This window comes from Serratia sp. 22264 (genome assembly GCF_052045345.1).
Taxonomy (GTDB): domain Bacteria; phylum Pseudomonadota; class Gammaproteobacteria; order Enterobacterales; family Enterobacteriaceae; genus Serratia; species Serratia plymuthica.
This window is the reverse complement of record NZ_JBQEOY010000003.1, coordinates 191,282-213,818: the sequence shown is the minus strand read 5'-3', so window position 1 is coordinate 213,818 and position 22,537 is coordinate 191,282. Positions and strand designations below refer to the sequence as shown.

Below are 22,537 nucleotides of genomic sequence, written 5' to 3'. Positions count from 1 at the left end.
CAATTATTAATTCAAGCGTTTAAAGGTGGAATCGGTTTGCCGATCCGACCGTAGAAATCCGTAACAAACAGCTCTAATTTACCCTGTTCAATAGCCTGGCGTAAACCCGCCATCAGGCGTTGGTAGTGGCGCAGGTTATGAATGGTATTCAATCGGGCACCCAGTATTTCGTTGCAACGATCGAGATGATGCAAGTAGGCGCGGCTGTAATTGCGACACGTGTAGCAATCACAGTCTTTATCCAGCGGAGAAGTATCATCCTTGTGCTTGGCATTACGGATTTTTACCACACCGTCAGTCACGAACAAGTGGCCGTTGCGGGCATTACGCGTTGGCATCACGCAGTCGAACATATCGATACCGCGACGCACACCTTCAACCAGATCTTCCGGTTTGCCTACGCCCATCAGGTAGCGTGGCTTATCTTCCGGAATTTGCGGGCAAACATGTTCGAGAATACGATGCATATCCTCTTTTGGCTCGCCTACAGCCAAGCCGCCAACAGCGTAACCATCAAAGCCGATATCCACCAGCCCTTTTACTGAAACATCTCGTAAATCTTCGTAAACACCGCCCTGAATAATGCCGAATAAGGCGTTTTTATTATTCAGCTCGTCAAAACGTTGACGGCTGCGCTGCGCCCAGCGCAGTGACATCTCCATCGAGCTTTTGGCGTAATCCCAGTCGGCCGGGTACGGCGTACACTCGTCGAAGATCATTACGATGTCGGAACCCAGGTCATACTGGATTTCCATCGATTTTTCCGGGCTGAGGAACACTTTATCGCCGTTAATCGGATTACGGAAATAAACGCCTTCCTCTTTAATTTTGCGCATCGCCCCCAGGCTGAATACCTGGAAACCGCCGGAGTCGGTCAGGATCGGGCCGTGCCACTGCATGAAATCATGCAGATCGCCATGCAGTTTCATGATCTCCTGCCCTGGACGCAGCCACAGGTGGAAGGTGTTGCCCAGCAGGATCTGCGCGCCGGTCTCTTTCACTTCTTCCGGCGTCATGCCCTTTACCGTGCCGTAGGTGCCGACAGGCATAAAGGCCGGGGTTTCCACCACGCCACGTTCAAATACCAGGCGGCCACGGCGGGCGCGGCCATCGGTTGCTTGTAATTCGTACTTCACAAAACCTCCAGCGCCAGAGAAACAGTCTGGCGTCGTTAAAACAGGGCCGCGCCAAATGCGCAGCCCAGGGAATCAGGCGCCGACGGACTCGTGTTCCGCCTGCGGGTTACGGCTGATGAACATCGCATCGCCATAGCTGAAGAATCGGTACTGCTCGGCCACCGCCTGCTGATAAGCATGCATGGTGTTTTTATAACCGGCGAAGGCGGATACCAACATGATCAGCGTCGACTCCGGCAGGTGGAAATTGGTCACCAGCGCGTCGATCACCTGGTAGTGATAGCCCGGGAAGATAAAGATGCTGGTATCGCCGAAGAACGGCGCAATCAGCGCGTCCTTGCTGGCGTTGGCCGCGCTTTCCAGCGAACGTACGGAGGTGGTTCCCACCGCCACTACGCGCTTGCCCCGCGCCTTGCAGGCCAGCACCGCATCAACCACTTCCTGCGGAACCTCGGCGTATTCCGCGTGCATCACGTGCTCTTCGATGGTTTCCACCCGCACCGGCTGGAAAGTGCCCGCGCCCACATGCAGGGTGACAAAAGCCATCTCAATGCCCTTCGCGCGCAACGCAGCCAGCAGCGGCTCATCGAAGTGCAGCCCGGCGGTCGGTGCCGCAACGGCGCCCGGTTTCTCACTGTAAACCGTCTGATAAAGCTCGCGGTCGGCGTCTTCATCCGGCCGATCGATATAAGGCGGCAGCGGCATATGGCCAACGGCATTGAGGATAGTGAACACATCGCGCTCATCGTTGAAGCGCAATTCGAACAGCGTATCGTGGCGCGCCACCATGGTAGCGGCAACGCTTTCGTCATCGCCCAGCAGCAGTTCAGCGCCCGGCTTTGGCGCTTTTGAAGCGCGCACGTGCGCCAACACCCGATGATCATCCAGCACGCGCTCGACCAACACTTCAATCTTGCCGCCGCTGACCTTGCGGCCAAACATGCGCGCCGGGATCACCCGAGTATTGTTGAATACCAGCAGATCGCCGGCTTCCAGGTTATCCAGCAGATCGGTGAATACGCCGTGCGTCAGCGCCCCGCTTGGCCCGTCCAGCTGCAGCAAACGGCAACCGCTGCGCTCAGGCTGAGGATAATGGGCAATCAGGGACTCGGGAAGTTCAAAGGAAAAATCGGCGACGCGCATGGGTATTCACTTCTTCAATATAAGACTGGTTGGTAAAAAACAAGCGGCCTAGTCTAAAGCCGCGGGCGGTCAGCAGCAAGAAATAAGGAGGATTTGCACGACTTCGGATACAATGCCCGGATGAACTTCCTTGCACATCTCCATTTGGCTCAGTTGGCGGAAAGCTCGCTGCTGGGCAACCTGTTGGCCGACTTCGTGCGCGGCAACCCCGCAGGCGAGTACAATCCCGAGGTAGTGGCCGGCATAATGATGCACCGCCGCGTCGACGTACTGACCGACAGCCTGCCGCAGGTGAAGGTCTGTCGTGACTTCTTCAGTGACGAACACCGCCGCGTGGCGCCCATCACGCTCGACGTGGTGTGGGACCATTTCCTGGCACGCCACTGGCAGCAGTTGGAGCCGTCCCTCAGCCTGCACAGCTTTACCCAAGAAGCCCGCAGCCAGATCGTGCCCCATTTGCCGCTGACGCCGCCGCGCTTTCAGAACTTAAACGGGTATTTATGGCAGGAACGTTGGCTGGAGCGCTACGCCGAGCTGCCGTTTATCGGCACCGTGCTGGCGGGCATGGCCAGCCGCCGCCCACGCCTGGCCGCTCTGGCCGGTTCCTTCGCCGACGTGGAGCGCCACTATCATCAGCTTGAAACACAGTTCTGGCAGTTTTATCCGCAGATGATGCGGCAGGCAAAAGATAAACAGCTTTAACGTCAAACCAAACCCATTGAAAATGCGACGCTTTACAAGAAATCGGGTTTTAAGCCTTGCCCTTTTGCAGGAAAAGGTTACTTTTAAAGCTTGCTAAATTTAATCATCGAATTCGATAGGTAAAAGCTATCTCATCGATTGGTCTTTTACCCTTTATTCGCCGAGTCTTGGTCCCTATACTGGCCCTTGCTTTTACATCAACCCCTTAACACCTATTACAGGAGTAATTATGGTCCTGGTAACTCGTCAAGCCCCTGACTTCACTGCAGCTGCCGTATTGGGCAGCGGCGAAATCGTTGAAAACTTCAACTTTAAGAAGCACCTGAACGGTAAACCAGCCGTACTGTTCTTCTGGCCGATGGACTTCACCTTCGTATGTCCTTCTGAGCTGATCGCTTTCGATCACCGCTATGAAGAATTCCAGAAGCGTGGCGTTGAAGTGGTTGGCGTTTCATTCGACTCAGAATTCGTTCACAACGCATGGCGTAAAACCCCTGTCGAAAATGGCGGCATCGGTGAAGTGAAATACGCCATGGTTGCTGACATCAAGCGTGAAATTCAGAAAGCTTACGGTATCGAACACCCAGAAGCCGGCGTTGCGCTGCGCGGTTCTTTCCTGATCGACAAAGACGGTGTGGTTCGTGCTCAGGTTGTTAACGACCTGCCAATCGGCCGTAACATCGACGAAATGATCCGTACCGTTGACGCGCTGCAGTTCCACGAAGAGCACGGCGAAGTGTGCCCGGCTCAGTGGGAAAAAGGCAAAGCAGGTATGGGCGCATCTCCAGACGGCGTAGCTAAATACCTGTCCGAGAACGCTTCCAAGCTGTAATTTCAGCCTGCAAGTGAATCAACCGGCCCTCGAGGCCGGTTTTTTTTGCTCTTTTTTAGGGCAGCCTGCCCCTCATTCGGGCTTTATTTCCCTGTTTCCGCTCACATTTTCGGCCCTGAACACCGCGTAATCCCCCACCTGTAGCTACTATAAATAACGCTGGCTCGCTCTTTGCAGGGTAAAACGGCAAGCCAATCACAATAAGAACACTGACAGGGTAGGAATAACTATGTTTTTACAGAAATGGAGCAAGCCGCTGACCATGGCGGCGCTGCTGGTCAGCAGCAGCCTGTATGCCGCCTCCAACCCGGCGGTCGAAGCCAAAAATGGCATGGTAGTGACATCGCAACATCTCGCCTCGCAGGTTGGCGTCGATATCCTCAAGCTGGGCGGCAACGCCATCGATGCCGCAGTGGCGGTCGGCTATGCGCAGGCGGTGGTGAACCCCTGCTGCGGCAATATCGGCGGCGGCGGTTTTATGACGGTACACCTGGCCGACGGTACCGACACCTTTATCAACTTCCGTGAAACCGCCCCGGCGGCGGCCAGCGCCAACATGTATCTGGACGCCGAAGGCAACGTGAAAAAAGGCGCCAGCCTGTATGGTTATCTGGCGGCGGGCGTGCCGGGCACCGTGCTGGGCATGGAAACCGCACGCCAGAAATACGGCAAGCTGAGCCGTGAGCAGGTGATGGGGCCGGCGATCAAACTGGCGCGCGAAGGCTTTGTACTGACCCGTGCCGATACCGATATTCTCGACACCACCGTCGCCCGCTTCAAACAGGATCCGGAATCCGCCAAAATCTTCCTTCGCCCGGACGGCACCGCACTGCAACCGGGCGACCGTCTGGTGCAGAGCGATCTGGCCAACACCCTGGAAGCCATCGCCAAAGACGGTCCGGACGCCTTCTATAAGGGCAAGATCCCGCAGGCCGTGGAGGCCGCAGCCAAACAAGGCGGCGGCATCCTGACGGCGACCGATTTCGCCAATTATAAAGTCACCGAAACGCCGCCCATTACCTGCAGCTACCGTGGCTATAAATTCGTTTCTGCACCGCCACCCAGCTCCGGCGGCGTAACGTTGTGCGAAATCCTCAACGTGGTCGAAGGTTATGATCTGAAAAGTATGGGCTTCAACTCGGCGGCGGCCATTCACACCCTGACCGAAGCGATGCGCCACGCCTATATGGACCGTAATACCTACCTCGGTGACCCGGAATTCATCAAAAACCCGATAGATCGCTTGGTCAGCAAGAGCTACGCCGAAGAGATCCGCAAGAAAATTGTTGCAGACAAGGCCACGCCGTCAGAGAACGTGCAGCCGGGCATGGAACCCCACGAGAAACCGGAAACCACCCATTATTCGATTGTCGATCATGACGGCAATGCCGTCTCCACCACCTATACCGTCAACGGCCGCTTTGGTGCGGTAGTGATAGCACCGGGAACAGGTTTCTTCCTCAACGATGAAATGGACGATTTCACCGTTAAAGTCGGCGAGAAAAACCTCTACGGACTGGTGCAGGGCACCGCCAACAGCATTGCCCCCGGTAAGCGCCCACTATCGTCGATGAGCCCGACGCTGGTGACCAAAGACAACAAAATCTTTATGGTGCTCGGCTCGCCGGGCGGATCGCGCATCATCACCATCACCCTGCAAACCGCGCTGAACGTGATCGACCACGGCATGGCGCCGCAGGAAGCGGTGGATGCACCGCGTATTCACCATCAATGGCTGCCGGACGAAGTGTATTACGAGCAGCGTGGCGTCTCCGCCGATACGCTGAAACTCCTCGGCGGCATGGGTTACAAGATGGTCGAGCAAACACCGTGGGGCGCCGCCGAGCTGATTCTGGTGGGTTTGCCGGGTGCCGCGGGCGTCAGCCCGGCCAATTCCGGCAACGACTCTGCGGTTTCCGGCAAGGTACGCGAAGGTTATCTGTACGGTGCCAATGACGTGCGCCGCCCGGCGGGTTCAGCGGTAGGCTATTGATCTTATGGGAAGTGTGAACGCACACTAACTTAATCAGGGGCCGGCTTATCGGCCCCTTCGCTGCCTTAGCCTACCCGTCGCCACAAGGTGACCGACTCTTCGCCCAGTTGCAGCGTCATGCCATTTTGCTCTTCTCTCAGCTCACCATGCCCTTCCAGCCGCTGCCATTTGCCTGCGGCCAGCAGCGGGCTGTACGGCAATGCCACTTCACCGCTGCCGCCACGCTGTAACGCCACCACTACCTGCTCCCGTTGATAAAGGCGCACGAATACCAGCGTTTCACCGGCAGCATATAACACCTGGCAACCACCGCGACGCAGCGCCAGACTCTGTTTACGCAGCGCCGCCATCCGTTGGCATAGCGCCAGCAGACTCTGATCCCACTGATTTTCATCCCACGGGAACGGCTTGCGACAGAACGGGTCGTTGGCGCCATCCAGGCCAATCTCGTCGCCATAATATAAGCAGGGAACGCCAATCCAGCTCATCAGCCACACCGCCGCCATCCGCATGCGCGCCTGATTGCCCTGCAACAACGTCAGGAAACGCGCAGTATCATGGCTGTCGAGCTGGTTAAACTGAATCAGTTGGCTGCCGTGCGGCAATCCGGCACGGTAGCCGTCCATCCACTGCGCGCAGTCCGCAGCATCCATCTGCACCGGGTGATGCGCCACATCCAGTCCGGCAAGGAACCCCCTTACCGGCAGGGCGAAGCCCATATAGTTCATCGCCGCGTCTTCTACGCCGGCATGCAGCCAGCGGCGCGCATCGCCAAAATGTTCGCCCAGTACGTAGGCCTGCGGGTTTTCCTGTTTAACCGCCTGATAAATGCCGGCAAGGTGTTGGAGATTGCCGGTAGCACCGCCGTTCTCACCCAGCATATGCACCACGTCCAGCCGCCAACCGTCGATGCTGTAGGGTGGGCGTAACCAGTGGCGCACCACGCTACCCTCGCCGCGATAAATCCTCTCGGCCACCTGAGGTTCGGCAAAATTGAGCTTCGGCAGGCTGGCGTTGCCTTTCCAGTCCAGCGCCCGGCCGTCAGGGTAGAAATTGAACCAGCCGCGGTACGGTGAATCCGGGTGGTGGCAGGCGCCGTTGTCGCCCTGCTGGTGACGATCAAACCAGGGGTGGGAATCGCCGGTATGGTTAAACACCCCGTCCAGCACCAGTTTCATCCCCACCTTGTGAGTACTCACTCGCAAACGCTGCAAGGCAGCATTGCCGCCGAAATAGGGATCGACCTGGTAATAGTCTTCGGTATCGTATTTATGCACGCTCGGCGCGGTGAAAATCGGGTTCAGGTACAACGCCGTGACGCCCAGTTTCTGCAGGTAAGGCAGCTTTTGACCGATGCCATCCAAATCGCCGCCATAGAAAGTGGAAGCGGCATCCCGGTCTTCCAGCGGATGCTGCCAGTCGCGACGCACCACGTCGCAACCGGCCGCGTGATGGCGATAGCTGCCGTTTTGAATACCGTGCTCACCACCGCTGCTGGCGAAACGATCGGGAAAAATTTGATAAAATATCTGATCCGCCACCCAGGTCGGGCTGCGGTCAGGTTCGTCGAGCGCAAACTGCGCCAGTTGGCCCGGCGGGATCAGCGACCACCCCTGAGGCCCGAACCATTGTTGACGATCGGCCCACACCAGTTTGAAGCAGTAGCGCCGCGTGGCCTCTCCTTCGTTCAGCGTCAGGCTGGCCTGATAACGCCACCGGCCTTCAGCGCTGTGCGCTTTCATGATCAGCAGCCATTCTTCGTTATCCGGCTCGGCGCGTAAAAATACCCTCTCAGGCAAATCATCACCCTGTAACCACAGCGTGATATCCAGGCGTTGTCCCTTCTTCACCACAAAGGGCGGGACCGGTTGATGCCAGGCGTTAAGCATACTGTTCTCCTGCTGTACAAAACGAAATCGACGACGTTATTCAATGCCACGAACAATGCCACGTTGAGTGCAAGTCCCCCTCCTCTTTGGCCGCTAAACTCGGGGAGGAGCCGGGGGGTGGAGATAGGCAGCCGACGGCAACCCTATGTAAAAAAGGGTAAACAGCCGCACATTATGGCCTGCAGCCATTAGGCTAACGTCTTTTGAGTGTATTGGATATTTTTTGCGCATTTTTTAAAGGAGCGATAATGCAACAACAGATAACACTGTGGCTGGAGAAATTCGGGCTGGAATTCAGCGGGGTGATGTCTCTGCTGATGGTGCTCGGGCTGATCGTCCTGATTTCGGTGGCCATTCATCTGGTGCTGCACCGCGTGGTGCTGGCGACGATCCAGCGCCGCGGCCAGCAGTCGCAGCGCGTATGGCAACAAGCGCTCACCCAGTACAAGCTGTTTCAGCGCATGGCGCTGTTGCTGCAAGGGGTCATCATCAATCTGCAAGCGGTGTTGTGGCTGCACGCCGGCGGCGAGACGCAGGCATTCATCGTCACCGCCGCACAGGTCTGGATCATGGCCTTTGCCCTGCTGTCGCTGTTTTCGCTGCTGGATACGCTATTGGCGGTGCTGCGCCAAAGCCCACTGTCGAATCAACTGCCGCTGCGCGGCATTTTCCAGGGGCTGAAACTGGTAGCCGCCATTCTGATCGGCATCATGATCGTTTCATTGCTGATGGGCAAATCGCCATTGCTGCTGCTCAGCGGCCTGGGTGCGATGACTGCGGTGCTGATGCTGGTGTTCAAGGATCCCATCCTCGGGCTGGTGGCCGGCATTCAGCTTTCCGCCAACGATATGCTGAAAATCGGCGACTGGCTGGAGATGCCGAAATACGGCGCGGACGGCGCGGTCATCGACATCGGCCTGACCACGGTAAAAGTCCGTAACTGGGACAACACCGTCACCACCATTCCCACCTATGCGCTGATCTCAGATTCCTTCAAGAATTGGCGCTCAATGTCGGAATCCGGCGGACGACGCATCAAGCGCAGCATCAATATCGACACCACCAGCGTGCATTTTCTGTCCCCGGAAGAGCAACAGCGCCTGAATCGCAATCCGCTGTTGCAGCGTTATCTGAACGATAAAACGCAAGAACTGAGTCACTATAATCAGCAGAGTGCCGTGGATCTCAGCTCACCGCTCAACGGCCGTCGCCTGACCAATCTCGGCACGCTGCGCGCCTATCTGGTGGCTTACCTGCGCGCTCACCCCAATATTCATCAGAGCATGACGCTGATGGTGCGCCAAATGGCACCGACGCCGGAGGGCTTGCCGCTGGAGATTTACGCCTTCACCAATACCACGGTATGGGCGGAATACGAGAGCATTCAGGCCGATATCTTTGATCATATTCTGGCGGTGATTAACGAGTTCGATCTGCGCGTGCATCAAACGCCCACCGGCAACGACATGCGTAGCATGCTGAGCCAAATGCGAGCGGCGGCGGACATTTCCTGACGCAGGCTGACATAATTATGTCTGCTGGTAATAATTCCCTGCCGATTGCCAGCAGATGTCTCAAGGCGCTTTTCTTCTGCGATTAAAACGGCGTTAATGCTTTTTCCTCTACTGCACAGAAGAAGAGACGCCTTTGCTGAAATCGTTAAAACACCGGTTGTTTACCCTGCTGGCCACCCTGATGTTTATCGGCTGCCTGCATAGCGCCTCGCTGGATGAAAGCCGCATGAGCCGCACGCTGCAACCCTCGTTAAGTGCCCTCAGCAGCAGCATGCAGGATATCCGTGAAGTGCTGGCGCGCTGCGCCGGCGAGGGCAAAGAAGAACGACTGTGCGGCAGTAGTTTGCGCGTTGAAGCACGCGCCTCGGGTGACGATGAAACGGAAGATAAAAGATAAAAAAACACCGGCTCATGGCCGGTGTTTTCATTTTCAATCCTGCTGTGGCGCCAACACCGCCCGCTTTTTCTGACGGTTGATCTTGAAGTAGTAACCCGCCAGCAGCACCGCAACCCATACCAGGCCGGCGTACAACGAAACGCGGGTGGTTGGGAAATAGCCAATCAGGCCAATGATGAACGCCAGGAAGATAATCGCAATCACCGAGGTGAACACGCCGCCGCGCAGCGGGAACGCCAGCTTTTTCACCTGCTCTTTGCTCAGACTGCGGCGGAAGGCAATCTGCGAGCACAGGATCATGATCCACACCCACACGGTGGCAAAGGTCGCCAGCGAGGCAATCACCAGGAACACGTTTTCCGGCATGATGTAGTTGAGGTAAACAGCCAACAGCAACGCCAGCATCATCACCAACACCGTAACCCACGGAATGCCGCGCTTCGACACCTTGCTGAACATCTTCGGCGCATGGCCCTGCTCGGCCATCCCGTGCAGCATGCGGCCGACGCCGAACACATCGCTGTTAATCGCCGACAGCGACGCGGTGATCACCACAAAGTTGAGGATGCCCGCAGCCACGGTAATCCCCATGTGCTGGAAGGTCAGCACAAACGGGCTGCCGTTGGTGCCCACCTGATTCCACGGATAAATCGACATGATGACGAACAGCGTACCGACGTAGAACACCAGGATGCGCCACGGCACCGAATTGATGGCCTTGGGAATCGACGTTTTCGGGTCCTTGGCTTCACCGGCGGTGATACCGATGATCTCGATGCCGCCGTAGGCGAACATCACCAGTTGCAGCGACAGGATCATGCCGATAAAACCATTGCTGAAGAAGCCACCGTTGGACCACAGGTTATGGATACCTGTCGGTTGCCCACCGTTGCCAATCCCCCAAATGATGATGCCGATACCGGCGGCAATCATGATGATGATGGTGGCGACTTTGAAGAACGAGAACCAAAACTCAAGCTCGCCGAACACCTTCACGCTCATCAGGTTGATGGCACCAATCACCAGCACCACGCTCAGCACCCAAATCCAGTGCGGCACCTCGGGGAACCAGACGCCCATATAAATGCCGAACGCGGTCACGTCGGCGATGGCGACGATCAGAATTTCAAAACAGTAGGTCCAGCCGGTGATATACCCGGCCATCGGGCCAAGATAGTCCTGCGCATAACGAGAGAACGAGCTGGCCTGCGGGTTGTTGACCGACATCTCGCCCAAAGCGCGCATGATGATAAAAGCGACGACGCCGCCAATCAGGTATGCCAGCAAAACGCTCGGGCCGGCCATTTTAATGGCGTCCGCCGAACCGTAGAACAGGCCGGTGCCGATGGCCGAGCCGAGAGCCATAAAGCGGATATGACGCGTGCTGAGACCGCGCTTCAGCTTATTGGCCGCAGGGGCGGAGGGTGACTGTTGTTGCATGAAAATAACCCGTGTTTTTTAAACGTAAAAAGGCCACGGACAAGTCCGTGGCCCAAAATTCAGCCGGGGGATTATGGGTGCGCGGTCACTTCCGAACGCGTACAAACCCGGTCATAAATCGCGACCAACACCAGCATCAGCAGAGAAGGCGACAGCCATGCCAACCCCTGCGCAGCCAATGGCAGGTGATTGGTCCACTCCGGCAACAGGTGCTGGAAGGTGGACGCTTTCACCGCGTCAAGGATACCAAACAACAGGCTGACCAGCATCACCGGCGCTATGATGCGCGTCGCGCTGTTCCACCAGCGCAGGGTGAAGCTCAATACCACCAGCACGATACACGGCGGGTAAATCGCGGTCAGCACCGGGATAGAGATCTGGATCAGATGGCTCAGGCCCAGATTGGAAACCACCATCGAGAACAGACCCAGAATAAAGACCAGCGTTTTATAAGAGAACGGCAGGTACTGAGCAAAGAACTCGGCGCAGGCACAGGTCAGGCCTACCGCAGTCACCATACAGGCGATGAAGATCAGCGCCGCCAGGAAGAAGCTGCCCAACCCACCGAAGGTGTTTTGCACATAAGCGTGCAGGATCACCGCGCCGTTGGTCGCGTCCGGCACCAACACGCCACTGCCGGAACCCAGCTTGAACAGGCTCAGGTAAACCAGCGTCAGGCCCACACCGGCGATCAGGCCAGCCAAAATGGTGTAACGCGTCAGCAGGCCGGCATCTTTCACGCCGCGGGAACGCGCAGCGTTAACGATGACGATGCCGAACACCAGCGCGCCCAGCGTATCCATGGTCAGATAGCCGTTGACGAAGCCGGAAGAGAAAGGAACGTGCTGATAAATTTCGGTAGCCGGAATAGGCGTGCCCGCCGGCCAAACCAACGCCGCAATGCCGAGTGCGCCGAGCGCAACGATTTTCAGCGGAGCCAGCACGTGGCCCACGGTATCGAGCAAGCGGCCCGGATACAGTGAAATGCCGATTACCAGCGCGAAATACACCAGGCTGTAGATAAACAGCGGCATGGCGCCGTCGCCGGTCAGCGGTGCAATACCCACTTCAAAGGACACAGTCGCGGTACGCGGGGTGGCGAACAGCGGGCCAACCGCCAGATAGCAGACCGTCGCCAGCAGCAAACCGGCACTGCGGCCAATCGGTGTGCTAAGGGCGTCAATACCGCCGCCAACGCGAGCCAGAGCGATAACGGTTATCACCGGCAAACCGACTGCGGTAATCAGGAAACCGATTGCTGCGGTCCAGACGTGCTCACCGGATTGTAGACCGACCATCGGCGGGAAAATGATGTTCCCGGCACCGACAAATAAGGCAAAGGTCATAAAACCCAGCGCAATAATATCTTTTGACGTTAAACGATGACTCATACGATGTCGTGTTGCCTGTTCAAATGAAAAAAAGTACCCGATATCGTGGTGGCGTAATGCCCCCACCCGGTTGCCGGCTTGCCCTTTCATCGTGAGACCAATAAGAGCAGAAAACGCGTAACGTCCGGCGTTTTGTCCTTATTCGAAATTGACCACTCATGATGATGGACAGAGTTTTAGGAGTTATAAATGGAGGTTTAGTCCGACAACGGGGGGTAAGTTAAACGTTTATAGCGTTGAAAGGCAAGTCGCGTGACAAAAACCAGAGCTATCGACCAGATAATCTTTTGTCACCAGTCGATCATATTGGCTATCAATAAATATACACTACATGATTTGTATCATTTTTGAGCGTCGCATTCACAAACCGTGAAACATCCGGCTTGAGACCGCGCGAAAACGCCAATAAACGATCGGTTTTCGCGTGGTCTGAACGGGTTCTGTGCGCTTACCAAACCTCTCGGGCAATATTCACCACGCTTTGCAGCTTATTCCACTGCTGCTGTTCGCTCAGGCTATTGCCCTCTTCGGTCGAGGCAAACCCGCACTGGGTGCTGAGGCACAACTGGCGGCGATCGACAAACTGCGCGGCCTCCTCGAGACGCTGTTTCACCTGTTCCGGGTTCTCCAGCTCGCCGTTTTTGGTGGTGATCAGGCCGAGCACCACCTGCTGTTTACCGGGTTTGATAAAACGCAGCGGCTCAAAACCCCCGGAGCGCTCGTTGTCGTATTCCAGGAAGAAAGCGTCGATATTCACCTGGCCGAACAGGATTTCCGCCACCGGCTCGTAGCCGCCTTCAGAGATCCAGGTAGAGCGGAAATTACCGCGACACACGTGCAAGCCGATGGTCAGATCGTCCGGCTTGCCGGCGATCGCCGCATTCAGCACGTCGGCGTAGATCTTGGCCAGACGATCCGGATCCTCACCGCGCTCGCGGATCTGCCGTCGTTGATCGTCCGAGCACAGATAAGCCCAGACGGTGTCATCCAGTTGCAGATAACGGCAGCCTGCATCATAAAACGCCTTGATCGCATCACGGTAGGTCTGCGCCAGATCGTCAAAATAGGCATTCAGATCCGGGTAAACCTGGCTGTCGATGGCCTTGCGCCCGCCGCGAAAGTGCAGCACGCTCGGGCTGGGAATGGTCATTTTCGGCACCGCATCGCCGGCCGTCGCCTTCAGGAAACGAAAATCCGCCAGCATCGGGTGCTGGGGGTTAAAGCCCACTTTACCGACCACCTTGATGCTGCGTGCGCGGGTTTGCACGCCGTTGAACTGGATCCCCTGATCCGCATCATAACCTTCCACACCGTCCAACCCTTCCAGGAAGTCAAAGTGCCACCACGCACGGCGGAATTCGCCGTCCGTCACCACCGCCAAACCGAGGTCTTTCTGTTTTGCCACCGCCAAACGGATCTGCTCGTCTTCAACCGCGCGCAACCGGGCGGCATCGATTTCGCCTTGCTGGAACTGCTGGCGAGCGGTTTTCAGCGCCGCAGGGCGCAACAGGCTGCCGACAACGTCAGCGTGAAAGGCGTGGTGGCAATCGCACATATTTATGACTCCCGGTGACAGGCAAAGGATCGGGCCTCTTTGCTTCAATGATTGACAGTGTGAACTATTACGCTGAGTTACTTTGGACATCCAGACGTCCAAAAAATCCATTGGGGGGCATCCTGTCACGCCGCTTGTCGGGCGGCAATAGAATAATTTTCATTGGTGTTGAGAGATATTCATGTTGGGCGCCACTCGGCGCCCGTTGGAGGATTACTTCAGGCCCAGCGCCAGCCGGGTTTTGCGCAGCGTATCGGGTGGCAGCGGCAGATAACCGTCATGATTAACCAGCTTTTGCCCGGCATCGGACAGCACGCGATCGAGAAAAGCGGCGGTCAGCGGCTCCAGCGGTTGGTTGGGGGCCTTGTTGATGTAAATATACAGATAGCGCGACAGCGGATAGCTGCCGTTGCGCACGTTGGTATCATTGGGGACAACATAGTTTTCACCCGACTCCGCCAGCGGCAGCAGACGCACGCCACTGGCGCGAAAACCGATGCTGGCGTAGCCAATGCTGTTCAGCGAGCCGGCCACCGCCTGCACCACCGAGGCCGAACCGGGCAGCTCATTGACCCGCGGCATAAAATCGCCGCCGCACAGGGCGCGCAGTTTGAAATAGCCGTAAGTGCCGGAGGCGGAGTTACGCCCGAAACGTTGGAGGTCTCGCTGTTGCCAACTGCCGGTCAACCCCAATTCGCCCCAACGCATCAGCGGCCGGCTTTCGCCGCAGCGCCGGGTAGCGGAGAAAATGCGGTCGAGCTGCTGCAGGTTCAGGCCACGCAACGGGTTGTCCTGATGCACCAGCACCACCAGCGCATCCACCGCTACCGGCACGGCCAGCGGCGCATAACCATAACGGTGTTCGAACGCCGACACTTCCGCCGCCTTCATCGGCCTGCTCATTGGCCCAAGCTGCGCTGCGCCCGCCGCCAGTGCGGTAGGCGCGGTTGAAGAACCGGCGGCCTGGATCTGCAAATTGACGTTAGGGTAGTGCTGACTGAAGTCCTGCGCCCACAGCGCCATCAGATTCGCCAGCGTATCGGAGCCGACGCTCGACAGGTTGCCGGACAGCATACCGTCCGGCTGCGCCAGTGCGCCGCGGCTCGCCAGCAGCGCCAGGCACAGCAACAACCATCGGGTAATTCGGATCATGCCAGCCTCTCGCGCGTTAATTTTTCACCGCATTCTCTGATAAAGCTGCAGGAACAATCAACCGGTTAGGCAAGGTAAAGATGAAACGGGTGCCGATCCCCTGCTCGCTGAGGATCTCCAACCGCGCATCGTGGTGGCTGAGCGCATGCTTGACGATCGCCAGCCCCAGCCCGCTGCCGCCGGTCTGGCGTGAACGGGCTTTATCGACGCGGTAGAAACGCTCGGTCAGGCGCGGAATATGTTCGGCGGCGATGCCCGGCCCGTTGTCGCTGACCTGGAATTGCGCGCCGTTTGGCGTCTGTTGCCAGCTCACCTCAATATGGGTGCCTTTCGGCGTGTGATTGACGGCGTTATACACCAGATTCGACACCGCGCTGCGCAATTGGTCATCGTTGCCGAACACCTTGAGCTGCTCGTTCACCCGGAAGGTAATCTCATGGTTGTCGCCGCTCAGCGACTGCGCCTCACGCTGCAACACCCGCAGCATCAGCGGAATATCGACCCGCTCGTTCATATCGACGTTAGGTGCCGCCTCAATGCGCGACAGCGTCAGCAGCTGTTTGACCAGCCCGTCCATACGCCGGGTCTGTTCCTGCATGGTGCCCAGCGCCTTGCCGCGCAACGAGCCGTCCAGCTCCTCGTCGCTCATCATCTCCAGGTAACCCTGCAATACCGTCAGCGGGGTACGCAACTCATGGCTGACGTTGGCGAAGAAGTTGCGGCGCGCGCCTTCAAGCTGGCGCATTTGGGTGACGTCGCGCGCCACCATCAACAGTTGCCCTTCCGAATAGGGCATCACGCGGAACTCGACGTAGTGCTCGTTATTGAGTTGCAGCGTCAGTGGCCGCGTGAATTCCTGCTGTTGCAGATAGTGGCTGAACTCTGGGTAACGCAACAGGTTAAGGATGTGCTGGCCGTTGTCTTCCGGCCAGCGGAATCCCAGCAGATGCTGCGCCAACCCGTTGCACCAGAAGATATTGCCTTCGACGGTGGTCATCACCACCGCATCGGGCAGCGATTCCGCGCCGCTGCGAAAACGTTTGATCAACAACGCCAGTTCACGGCGACGTCGACGGTTGCGCTGTTGCATCTGGTAGAGGCCGTAAAACAGCGGCTCCCAGCTCCAGCGCCCAGGCGGCGGCGTCATGCTGCGATCGACCCACAGCCAGTGGGAAAGTTTGAGTTGGTTGTAGAAATTCCAGACCAGCGCCGCCAGCACGGCGGCCAGCAGCAGCCAGGGCAGATAGCCGAAAATCAGCCCCAGCAGTAAGGCAGGTAAACAGAAAAGAGCCAGCTCCAGGGCCAGCCTCTTCCAGGAAAGGCGTTCTAGCACAGCATATTCTCCAGCGCGACGCGATCAGTAACGCGTTGAGAATCGGTAGCCGGTGCCCCGAACGGTTTGAACCATTTTGTCATGACCAGTGGTCTCTAACGCCTTGCGGAGCCGGCGGATATGCACGTCAACGGTGCGGTCTTCCACATAAACGTTAGTGCCCCAGACGTGATTAAGCAACTGTTCACGGCTATAAACACGTTCCGGATGGGTCATAAAGAAATGCAGCAGTTTGAACTCGGTCGGCCCCATATCCAGCGCCTGCTCATTAGCCATTACGCGATGTGAGGAAGGGTCCAGGCTCAGCCCTTGCATTTCAATCACTTCTTCCACCGCCATCGGCGAAATGCGGCGCATTACCGCTTTGATGCGCGCCACCAGTTCCTTCGGCGAGAACGGCTTGGTAATGTAATCGTCCGCACCCACTTCCAGGCCGCGCACCCGGTCTTCTTCTTCACCGCGTGCGGTCAGCATCATCACCGGAATATCGCGGGTCAGCGCTTCACGCTTCATGTGTTTGATAAACTGGATACCGGAACCGCCGGGTAACATCCAGTCGAGCAACACCAAATCAGGGAACGGCTCAGACAGGCGCGTCACGGCGCTGTCATAATCCTCGGCTTCCAACGGTTGGTAACCATTCTGTTCCAACACAAAGCACACCATCTCACGGATCGGCGCTTCGTCTTCCACCACCAGTATGCGTCTTGCCATCGTCAATCCTGCCAATGTGTTAGCGATCACAGTTGATTGCGGGCGCCATTATGCGTCAGTTTTGTGACACTTTTATGAAAAAACCAGCCTGTTATAGCCAGTAAGCATAGCGATTATTTCCAGCTTCAAAGAAAAATCATTCAGTTGTCATAATCATTGCGTCACGACAGGAGAGTCTGCCCCCTTTATAATCCCCCCATTAGTTTATCGCCCCGGGAGTGTCATGCGCCTGATCCACACCTCTGACTGGCATCTTGGCCAGTACTTTTTCACCAAAAGCCGTGCCACCGAGCACCAGGCTTTTTTACGCTGGCTGATCGAGCAAATTGAACAGCAACGGGTGGATGCGCTGATCGTCGCCGGGGATCTGTTCGACACCGGGTCGCCGCCGAGTTACGCCCGCGAGCTGTATAACCGCTTCGTGGTGGAGCTGCAGCGTACCGGCTGCCAACTGGTGGTGCTGGGCGGTAACCATGACTCCGTGGCAACCCTGAATGAATCGCGTGAATTGCTTTCTTGCCTGAATACAACGGTGATCGCCAACGCCCAAAGCGACATCCGGCAGCAGATCCTGGTACTTAACCAGCGCGACGGCCAACCGGGTGCGGTGTTGTGCGCCATCCCGTTCCTGCGCCCGCGCGATCTGACGACCAGCCGCGCCGGCGAATCGGGCGCGCAAAAGCAGCAGGCGTTGCAAGAGGCCATCGCGGAACACTATCAACAGCTCTACCAAGCGGCCTGCGCACGCCGCGATGAACTGGGGCTAACCTTGCCGATTGTCGCCACCGGCCACCTGACCACCGTGGGGGTTACCACCTCCGATTCGGTGCGCGATATTTACATCGGTACGCTGGATGCCTTCCCGGCGCAGGCGTTTCCGCCGGCCGACTACATTGCGTTGGGGCATATTCACCGGGCGCAAAACGTCGCCAAATCCGAGCATATCCGCTACAGCGGTTCGCCTATCCCGCTCAGTTTCGATGAGCTGGGCAAACCCAAGAGCGTGTTTATGGTGGATTTCGCCGAAGGCGCCCTGCAACAGGTCACCGCACTGGATATCCCCAGCTTCCAGCCAATGCAACTGATCAAGGGTGATTTGGCGCAGATCGAGCAACAATTGCGGCAGTTCGCCGATTATCAGGGGGAGCTGCCGGTATGGCTGGATATCGAAGTGGCCACGCAGGATTACCTCAGCGACATTCAGCGCCGTATTCAACTGCTGGCGGATCAACTGCCGGTGGAGGTGGTATTGCTGCGCCGCAGTAAAGAGCAGCGCCGCCAGGCCCTCGAACAGCAGGACAAGGAAACGCTCAACGAACTGAGCGTCGATGAGGTCTTCGAGCGGCGGCTGGCGCAGGAGACGGAAATCACTGAGCCTCGCCAGCAGCGGATGCGCCAAATGTTCCATCAGGTGGTCGAGGCCGTACGGCACAACGACGAGGAGCCGACCCAATGAAAATCCTGAGCCTGCGGCTGAAGAACCTCAATTCATTGCAAGGCGAGTGGAAGATCGATTTCACCGCTGAGCCTTTTGCCAGCAATGGGCTGTTCGCCATCACAGGGCCAACCGGCGCGGGCAAAACCACCCTGCTGGATGCCATCTGCCTGGCGCTGTACCACCAGACACCGCGCCTTAACGTGACACCTAGCCAAAACGAACTGATGACGCGCCACACAGCCGAATCGTTGGCGGAGGTCGAATTTGAGGTCAAAGGCGTCGGCTACCGCGCCTTCTGGAGCCAACGCCGCGCCAAAAATGCGCCGGACGGCAATCTGCAAGCGCCAAAGGTGGAGCTGGCGCTGCGTGAAGACGGTAAAATCCTGGCGGATAAAGTCCGCGACAAGCTGGATCTGACCGCCGCGATCACCGGGCTGGATTTCGGCCGCTTCACCAAATCGATGATGCTGTCCCAGGGGCAGTTCGCCGCCTTCCTCAATGCCGATGCCAATGACCGGGCCGAACTGCTGGAAGAGCTGACCGGCACCGAGATCTACGGCCAACTTTCCGAACGGGTTTTCGAGCAGCACAAACAGGCCAAAGCCGATCTGGACGCCTTGCATCAACGCGCCAGCGGCATTGAGCTGCTGAATGACGAACAGCGTCAGCAATTGGAGAGCCAATTAGCTGAGCTGAGCGCGCAGGAAACCGCCCTCAGCGGGCAGACCCGGCAACAGCAACAGGCGCTGAACTGGCTGCAACAGTGGCAGCGAACGCAGCACCAGCAGCAGGAATACCAACGCCAGTTGAGCGTCGTGCAACAGGAGCAGGCTGCGGCCGAACCGCAGTTGCAGCAGTTGGCGCGCAGCGAACCGGCGGAGAAACTGCGGCCGCTGCATAACGACCGTCACCGCTGCCGCAGTGAGCAGCAGGCGCTGCAACAGCAGATCGCCCAAATGGCGCAGCAGCAGGAACATCAGCTTGCGCAGATGGCGCCATTGCAGCAGGCAGTGGAAAAAGCGCGCGCCGAGCAGCAGGCGCAGGCCGAGCGCCAGCAGATCCAGCAGCGGCTGATCGACGAGCAGATCGTCCCGCTCGACCACCAGATTGCTCAGTTGCAAAAAACGCAGACGGAATTGCAGCAGGCGTGCGACAACGCCGCCCGGCAGTGCCATCAGCAGACAACGGATCTGGAGCAGTTAAACGTTCAACGCAGCCAATTGACCGCACAGGCCGGGCAACATCAGGAGAAGCTTAACGGTCTTAACGCGGCGTTGATGGCGCAGCAACAGCAGCAAAATGCGCTGGAAACGCAGTCACCGCTGGCGGCGCTGCGCCGGCGTCAGACCGCGTTGGCCGAGCTGCGCCCGGCACGCCAGCAGCTGTTCACCCTTTCCTCGCTGTTCCGCCAGACCAGCGAGCGGCTTGAACAACAGCGCAAAGAGTTTACCGCCCGTCAGGCGCAGCTTGGCGAACATGAGCAACAGCTGGAAGAAACGCGGCGGCACTACAAGCAGCAAAAAGCGCATCAGTTGGACGTGGAAAAAGCCCTTGAGCTGGAAAAACGCATCGTCAGTCTGGAGGCCGAACGCGCACTGCTGCAAAGCGGCGAGCCCTGCCCGTTATGCGGTTCCGCCAGCCATCCGGCCATTGAGCAATATCAGGCGGTAAAACCGTCCGAGACGGCATTGCGCCTGGCGGAAATGCGCGTCAAAACCGAGGCGCTGTACACCCAGGGCACCGAACTGCGCACCCGTTGCGAAAGCCTGAAGGAGCAGCAACAGCGCCAACAACAGCAAATAGAGCAGGACGAGCAGCAACTCGCCGCCCAGCGCCAACAGTGGCAAACCCTCAGCGCGCCGCTGGCGTTTGATTTCGATCTGCAAGATGCCGAGCGCCTGAGCCAGTGGCTGAACGCCTGCGACAACGAAGAACGCCAGGGCCAGCAAGGGCTGGCGCAGCACGAGCAGGCAGCACAGGCGGTACAGCAGGCGAAAGATGCACTGGCCGAGCTCCAGGCGCAGCAGCAACAAGCGCAACAGCAACAAGCGCTGCTGGACGAGCGCTTCACCCTGCTGGAAAAAAACCACGCCGACGCGCAGTTGCAACAGCAGCGCTTGCAACAACAGTGGCAAGAGGGCGAGAAAACCCTGAGCGAACACCGCGCGCAGCGGCTGGCGCTGTTTGGCGAACAACACATTCCGCAGGTGCGCGAACAGCTGCGTGCCCAACTGGCCGCCTGCGAGCAGGCCAGCCATCAGGCGGCGGAACAATGGCAGAAAGCTCAGGAACAGCGCGATCGCCTGGCCGGCCAGCTTGCCGGCCTGCAACAACAGCAGCAAAGGCAGAGCGAGAGGCTGCAACAGGCGGAACAAACCTGGCTGGAAGCACTGGCCGCCAGCGAATTCAGCGACGAAGCCGCATTCAGCGCCGCGCTGTTGGATGAGGCACAGCGCCGGCAATTGCAGCAGCATAAAGAACGGTTGCACCAGCGGCAGGTGGAGGCCAGCGCCCTGCTGGCACAGGCGGTTCATACGCTGGAACAACAGCGGCAACAGCGCCCGGAAGGGCTGGATGAAACCCAGGCCGACGCGCCAGCCCTGAGTCAGAGCCTGGAGGCGTTGGCGCAGCAATTGAAAACCTTGCAACTGCGTCAGGGCGAAGTGCGCAACCAATTGGAAAGCGACGCCGCACGCCGTCTCAATCAGCAATCGCTGTTTGAGCAAATCAGCCAGAGCCAGCAGCAGTACGACGACTGGAGCTACCTCAATCAGCTGATCGGTTCCAAAGAAGGCGATAAGTTCCGCAAATTTGCCCAGGGGCTGACGCTGGATCACCTGGTATACCTGGCCAATAACCAGTTGGGGCGGCTCCACGGGCGCTACCTCTTGCAACGCAAAACCAGCGACGCGCTGGAACTGCAGGTGGTGGATACCTGGCAGGCGGACGCGCTGCGTGACACCCGCACCCTGTCCGGCGGCGAAAGTTTCCTGGTCAGCCTGGCATTGGCGCTGGCGTTGTCTGACCTGGTCAGCCACAAGACCAGCATCGACTCGCTGTTTCTCGACGAAGGCTTCGGCACGCTGGATGCGGAAACCCTGGATACCGCGCTGGACGCCCTCGACAGCCTGAATGCCTCAGGTAAAACCATCGGCGTGATCAGCCATGTCGAAGCGATGAAAGAACGCATTCCGGTGCAGATTAAGGTGAAAAAGGTCAACGGACTGGGTATCAGCCGGCTGGAGCCGCAGTTTCGGCTGGAAAGTTAGGCCGGCAGTTGCCGCCACTGGCGTGGACTGATGCCAAACCAGCGGCGAAAAGCGCGTGAAAACGCGCTGACGTCGGAATACCCCAGCAGCAGCGCCAACTCGGCAATCGGCAGGTGGCGCTGCTGCAAATAATGAGTCGCCAGCTCGCAGCGCACCTTGTCCACCAACGCGGTAAAGGTCGCCCCCTGTTCACGCAGGCGGCGCTGCAACGAACCGGCGGACAGGCCCATTTTCTCGGCGATGATTTCCAGCACCGGTTCTCCGCTCAGCAGCGCTTGGCGCACCTGGGCGCGGGTACGGTCCACCAGCGTCAGTTCGGCATTGCGCCGTTGACACAAAATCACGCCGTGCTCCACCGAATAGTCGAAACGATAGCCTTCCCTCTTGTTCTCCCGCCGCGTCAGACCGGCTTCCAACTGAGTGCATGCTTCCGGCTGGCAGGAAAGCGCTGTCGGCATGATGTATTCCACTGTGGTTGTAACGGTGCAGGGAGGTAAGCAACTTCCGTACCAGCTTACCGGTCCGCCTCCCGCCGCTGCACCGGTCAAAAAATCACCAACAAAGCACAGTTTCGTCGCCACGCTGCCCACTTTTGGTGCGCGCTCAGGCGGCCCTTAAGCCACGCCCCCGTGCTGGCAG

General features: G+C 58.0%; 16 protein-coding genes and 1 pseudogene. 7 read left to right on the top strand and 10 right to left on the bottom strand.

What is annotated here, in order from left to right; translation table 11 throughout:
- Positions 1-11: 11 nt before the first annotated feature.
- Both tgt and queA read right to left on the bottom strand, forming a co-directional pair.
- Entirely contained in the window at positions 12-1,136 is a 1,125-nt protein-coding gene (gene tgt / locus ACTJJ1_RS14415) for a tRNA guanosine(34) transglycosylase Tgt (protein ID WP_004949244.1), read from the bottom strand.
- A 72-nt stretch (positions 1,137-1,208) separates the two neighbouring features.
- The gene (gene queA / locus ACTJJ1_RS14410) at positions 1,209-2,279 is read right to left on the bottom strand and encodes a tRNA preQ1(34) S-adenosylmethionine ribosyltransferase-isomerase QueA (protein WP_004949242.1); all 1,071 of its coding nucleotides are present in this window, start codon (positions 2,277-2,279) and stop codon (positions 1,209-1,211) included.
- A 120-nt stretch (positions 2,280-2,399) separates the two neighbouring features.
- On the opposite strand from queA, the gene ACTJJ1_RS14405 reads away from it, so the two are divergent.
- The 3 genes from ACTJJ1_RS14405 (at position 2,400) to ggt (ending at position 5,806) form a co-directional block, all read left to right on the top strand.
- A complete protein-coding gene (locus ACTJJ1_RS14405) occupies positions 2,400-2,981 on the top strand; it encodes an ACP phosphodiesterase (RefSeq protein ID WP_004949240.1) in 582 nt (193 codons plus the stop codon).
- A gap of 229 nt (positions 2,982-3,210) precedes the next feature.
- Complete coding sequence (locus tag ACTJJ1_RS14400; RefSeq protein ID WP_004949238.1) at positions 3,211-3,813, top strand: peroxiredoxin C; 603 nt, start codon at positions 3,211-3,213, stop codon at positions 3,811-3,813.
- Between the two features lie 229 nt (positions 3,814-4,042).
- A complete protein-coding gene (gene ggt / locus ACTJJ1_RS14395) occupies positions 4,043-5,806 on the top strand; it encodes a gamma-glutamyltransferase (RefSeq protein ID WP_208904681.1) in 1,764 nt (587 codons plus the stop codon).
- Between the two features lie 65 nt (positions 5,807-5,871).
- Here ggt and malZ read toward each other — a convergent pair whose 3' ends face one another.
- Positions 5,872-7,695 carry a maltodextrin glucosidase gene (gene malZ / locus ACTJJ1_RS14390; protein ID WP_440834189.1) on the bottom strand — a complete coding sequence of 608 codons (1,824 nt, stop codon included), beginning with the start codon at positions 7,693-7,695 and terminating at the stop codon, positions 5,872-5,874.
- Positions 7,696-7,943: 248 nt separating this feature from the next.
- Here malZ and ACTJJ1_RS14385 point away from each other — a divergent pair, with 248 nt between their 5' ends.
- Complete coding sequence (locus ACTJJ1_RS14385; RefSeq protein ID WP_004949232.1) at positions 7,944-9,209, top strand: mechanosensitive ion channel family protein; 1,266 nt, start codon at positions 7,944-7,946, stop codon at positions 9,207-9,209.
- Positions 9,210-9,342: 133 nt separating this feature from the next.
- Positions 9,343-9,606 (top strand): hypothetical protein, encoded by a 264-nt coding sequence (locus ACTJJ1_RS14380; protein WP_041417309.1) that lies wholly within the window; start codon positions 9,343-9,345, stop codon positions 9,604-9,606.
- A 33-nt stretch (positions 9,607-9,639) separates the two neighbouring features.
- Here ACTJJ1_RS14380 and proY read toward each other — a convergent pair whose 3' ends face one another.
- The 6 genes from proY to phoB form a co-directional block, all read right to left on the bottom strand.
- On the bottom strand, positions 9,640-11,046 hold the full coding sequence (gene proY / locus ACTJJ1_RS14375) for a proline-specific permease ProY (RefSeq protein ID WP_440834186.1): 1,407 nt from the start codon (positions 11,044-11,046) through the stop codon (positions 9,640-9,642).
- Between the two features lie 71 nt (positions 11,047-11,117).
- Positions 11,118-12,437 carry a branched-chain amino acid transport system II carrier protein gene (gene brnQ, locus ACTJJ1_RS14370; RefSeq protein WP_006323899.1) on the bottom strand — a complete coding sequence of 440 codons (1,320 nt, stop codon included), beginning with the start codon at positions 12,435-12,437 and terminating at the stop codon, positions 11,118-11,120.
- 448 nt (positions 12,438-12,885) lie between these two features.
- Positions 12,886-13,992, bottom strand: coding sequence for a cobalamin-independent methionine synthase II family protein (locus ACTJJ1_RS14365; protein ID WP_440834184.1), 1,107 nt, complete (start codon positions 13,990-13,992; stop codon positions 12,886-12,888).
- 213 nt (positions 13,993-14,205) lie between these two features.
- Positions 14,206-15,144 carry a PstS family phosphate ABC transporter substrate-binding protein gene (locus tag ACTJJ1_RS14360; protein WP_020438537.1) on the bottom strand — a complete coding sequence of 313 codons (939 nt, stop codon included), beginning with the start codon at positions 15,142-15,144 and terminating at the stop codon, positions 14,206-14,208.
- Positions 15,145-15,160: 16 nt separating this feature from the next.
- Complete coding sequence (phoR, locus tag ACTJJ1_RS14355; protein ID WP_004949223.1) at positions 15,161-16,477, bottom strand: phosphate regulon sensor histidine kinase PhoR; 1,317 nt, start codon at positions 16,475-16,477, stop codon at positions 15,161-15,163.
- A 24-nt stretch (positions 16,478-16,501) separates the two neighbouring features.
- The gene (gene phoB, locus ACTJJ1_RS14350) at positions 16,502-17,191 is read right to left on the bottom strand and encodes a phosphate response regulator transcription factor PhoB (protein WP_004949222.1); all 690 of its coding nucleotides are present in this window, start codon (positions 17,189-17,191) and stop codon (positions 16,502-16,504) included.
- A gap of 223 nt (positions 17,192-17,414) precedes the next feature.
- Here phoB and sbcD point away from each other — a divergent pair, with 223 nt between their 5' ends.
- Positions 17,415-18,647, top strand: a complete 1,233-nt coding sequence (sbcD, locus tag ACTJJ1_RS14345; RefSeq protein WP_440834181.1) for an exonuclease subunit SbcD — start codon at positions 17,415-17,417, stop codon at positions 18,645-18,647.
- Positions 18,644-21,898 carry an exonuclease subunit SbcC gene (gene sbcC / locus ACTJJ1_RS14340; RefSeq protein WP_440834179.1) on the top strand — a complete coding sequence of 1,085 codons (3,255 nt, stop codon included), beginning with the start codon at positions 18,644-18,646 and terminating at the stop codon, positions 21,896-21,898. Before sbcD ends, sbcC begins: the two co-directional genes overlap by 4 nt.
- Here sbcC and ACTJJ1_RS14335 read toward each other — a convergent pair.
- A pseudogene (locus ACTJJ1_RS14335) lies at positions 21,895-22,203 on the bottom strand (helix-turn-helix transcriptional regulator); the annotation flags it as partial. The gene sbcC and the pseudogene ACTJJ1_RS14335 sit on opposite strands and share 4 nt — an antisense overlap.
- Between the last annotated feature and the right edge of the window lie 334 nt (positions 22,204-22,537).

Coding starts and splice junctions, on each gene's coding strand:
- ACTJJ1_RS14365 (WP_440834184.1), bottom strand. CDS start 13,992: ATGTGCGATTGCCACCACGCCTTTCACGCTGACGTTGTCGGCAGCCTG.
- ggt (WP_208904681.1), top strand. CDS start 4,043: ATGTTTTTACAGAAATGGAGCAAGCCGCTGACCATGGCGGCGCTGCTG.
- ACTJJ1_RS14360 (WP_020438537.1), bottom strand. CDS start 15,144: ATGATCCGAATTACCCGATGGTTGTTGCTGTGCCTGGCGCTGCTGGCG.
- brnQ (WP_006323899.1), bottom strand. CDS start 12,437: ATGAGTCATCGTTTAACGTCAAAAGATATTATTGCGCTGGGTTTTATG.
- ACTJJ1_RS14400 (WP_004949238.1), top strand. CDS start 3,211: ATGGTCCTGGTAACTCGTCAAGCCCCTGACTTCACTGCAGCTGCCGTA.
- phoB (WP_004949222.1), bottom strand. CDS start 17,191: ATGGCAAGACGCATACTGGTGGTGGAAGACGAAGCGCCGATCCGTGAG.
- sbcC (WP_440834179.1), top strand. CDS start 18,644: ATGAAAATCCTGAGCCTGCGGCTGAAGAACCTCAATTCATTGCAAGGC.
- proY (WP_440834186.1), bottom strand. CDS start 11,046: ATGCAACAACAGTCACCCTCCGCCCCTGCGGCCAATAAGCTGAAGCGC.
- ACTJJ1_RS14385 (WP_004949232.1), top strand. CDS start 7,944: ATGCAACAACAGATAACACTGTGGCTGGAGAAATTCGGGCTGGAATTC.
- malZ (WP_440834189.1), bottom strand. CDS start 7,695: ATGCTTAACGCCTGGCATCAACCGGTCCCGCCCTTTGTGGTGAAGAAG.
- queA (WP_004949242.1), bottom strand. CDS start 2,279: ATGCGCGTCGCCGATTTTTCCTTTGAACTTCCCGAGTCCCTGATTGCC.
- sbcD (WP_440834181.1), top strand. CDS start 17,415: ATGCGCCTGATCCACACCTCTGACTGGCATCTTGGCCAGTACTTTTTC.
- ACTJJ1_RS14405 (WP_004949240.1), top strand. CDS start 2,400: ATGAACTTCCTTGCACATCTCCATTTGGCTCAGTTGGCGGAAAGCTCG.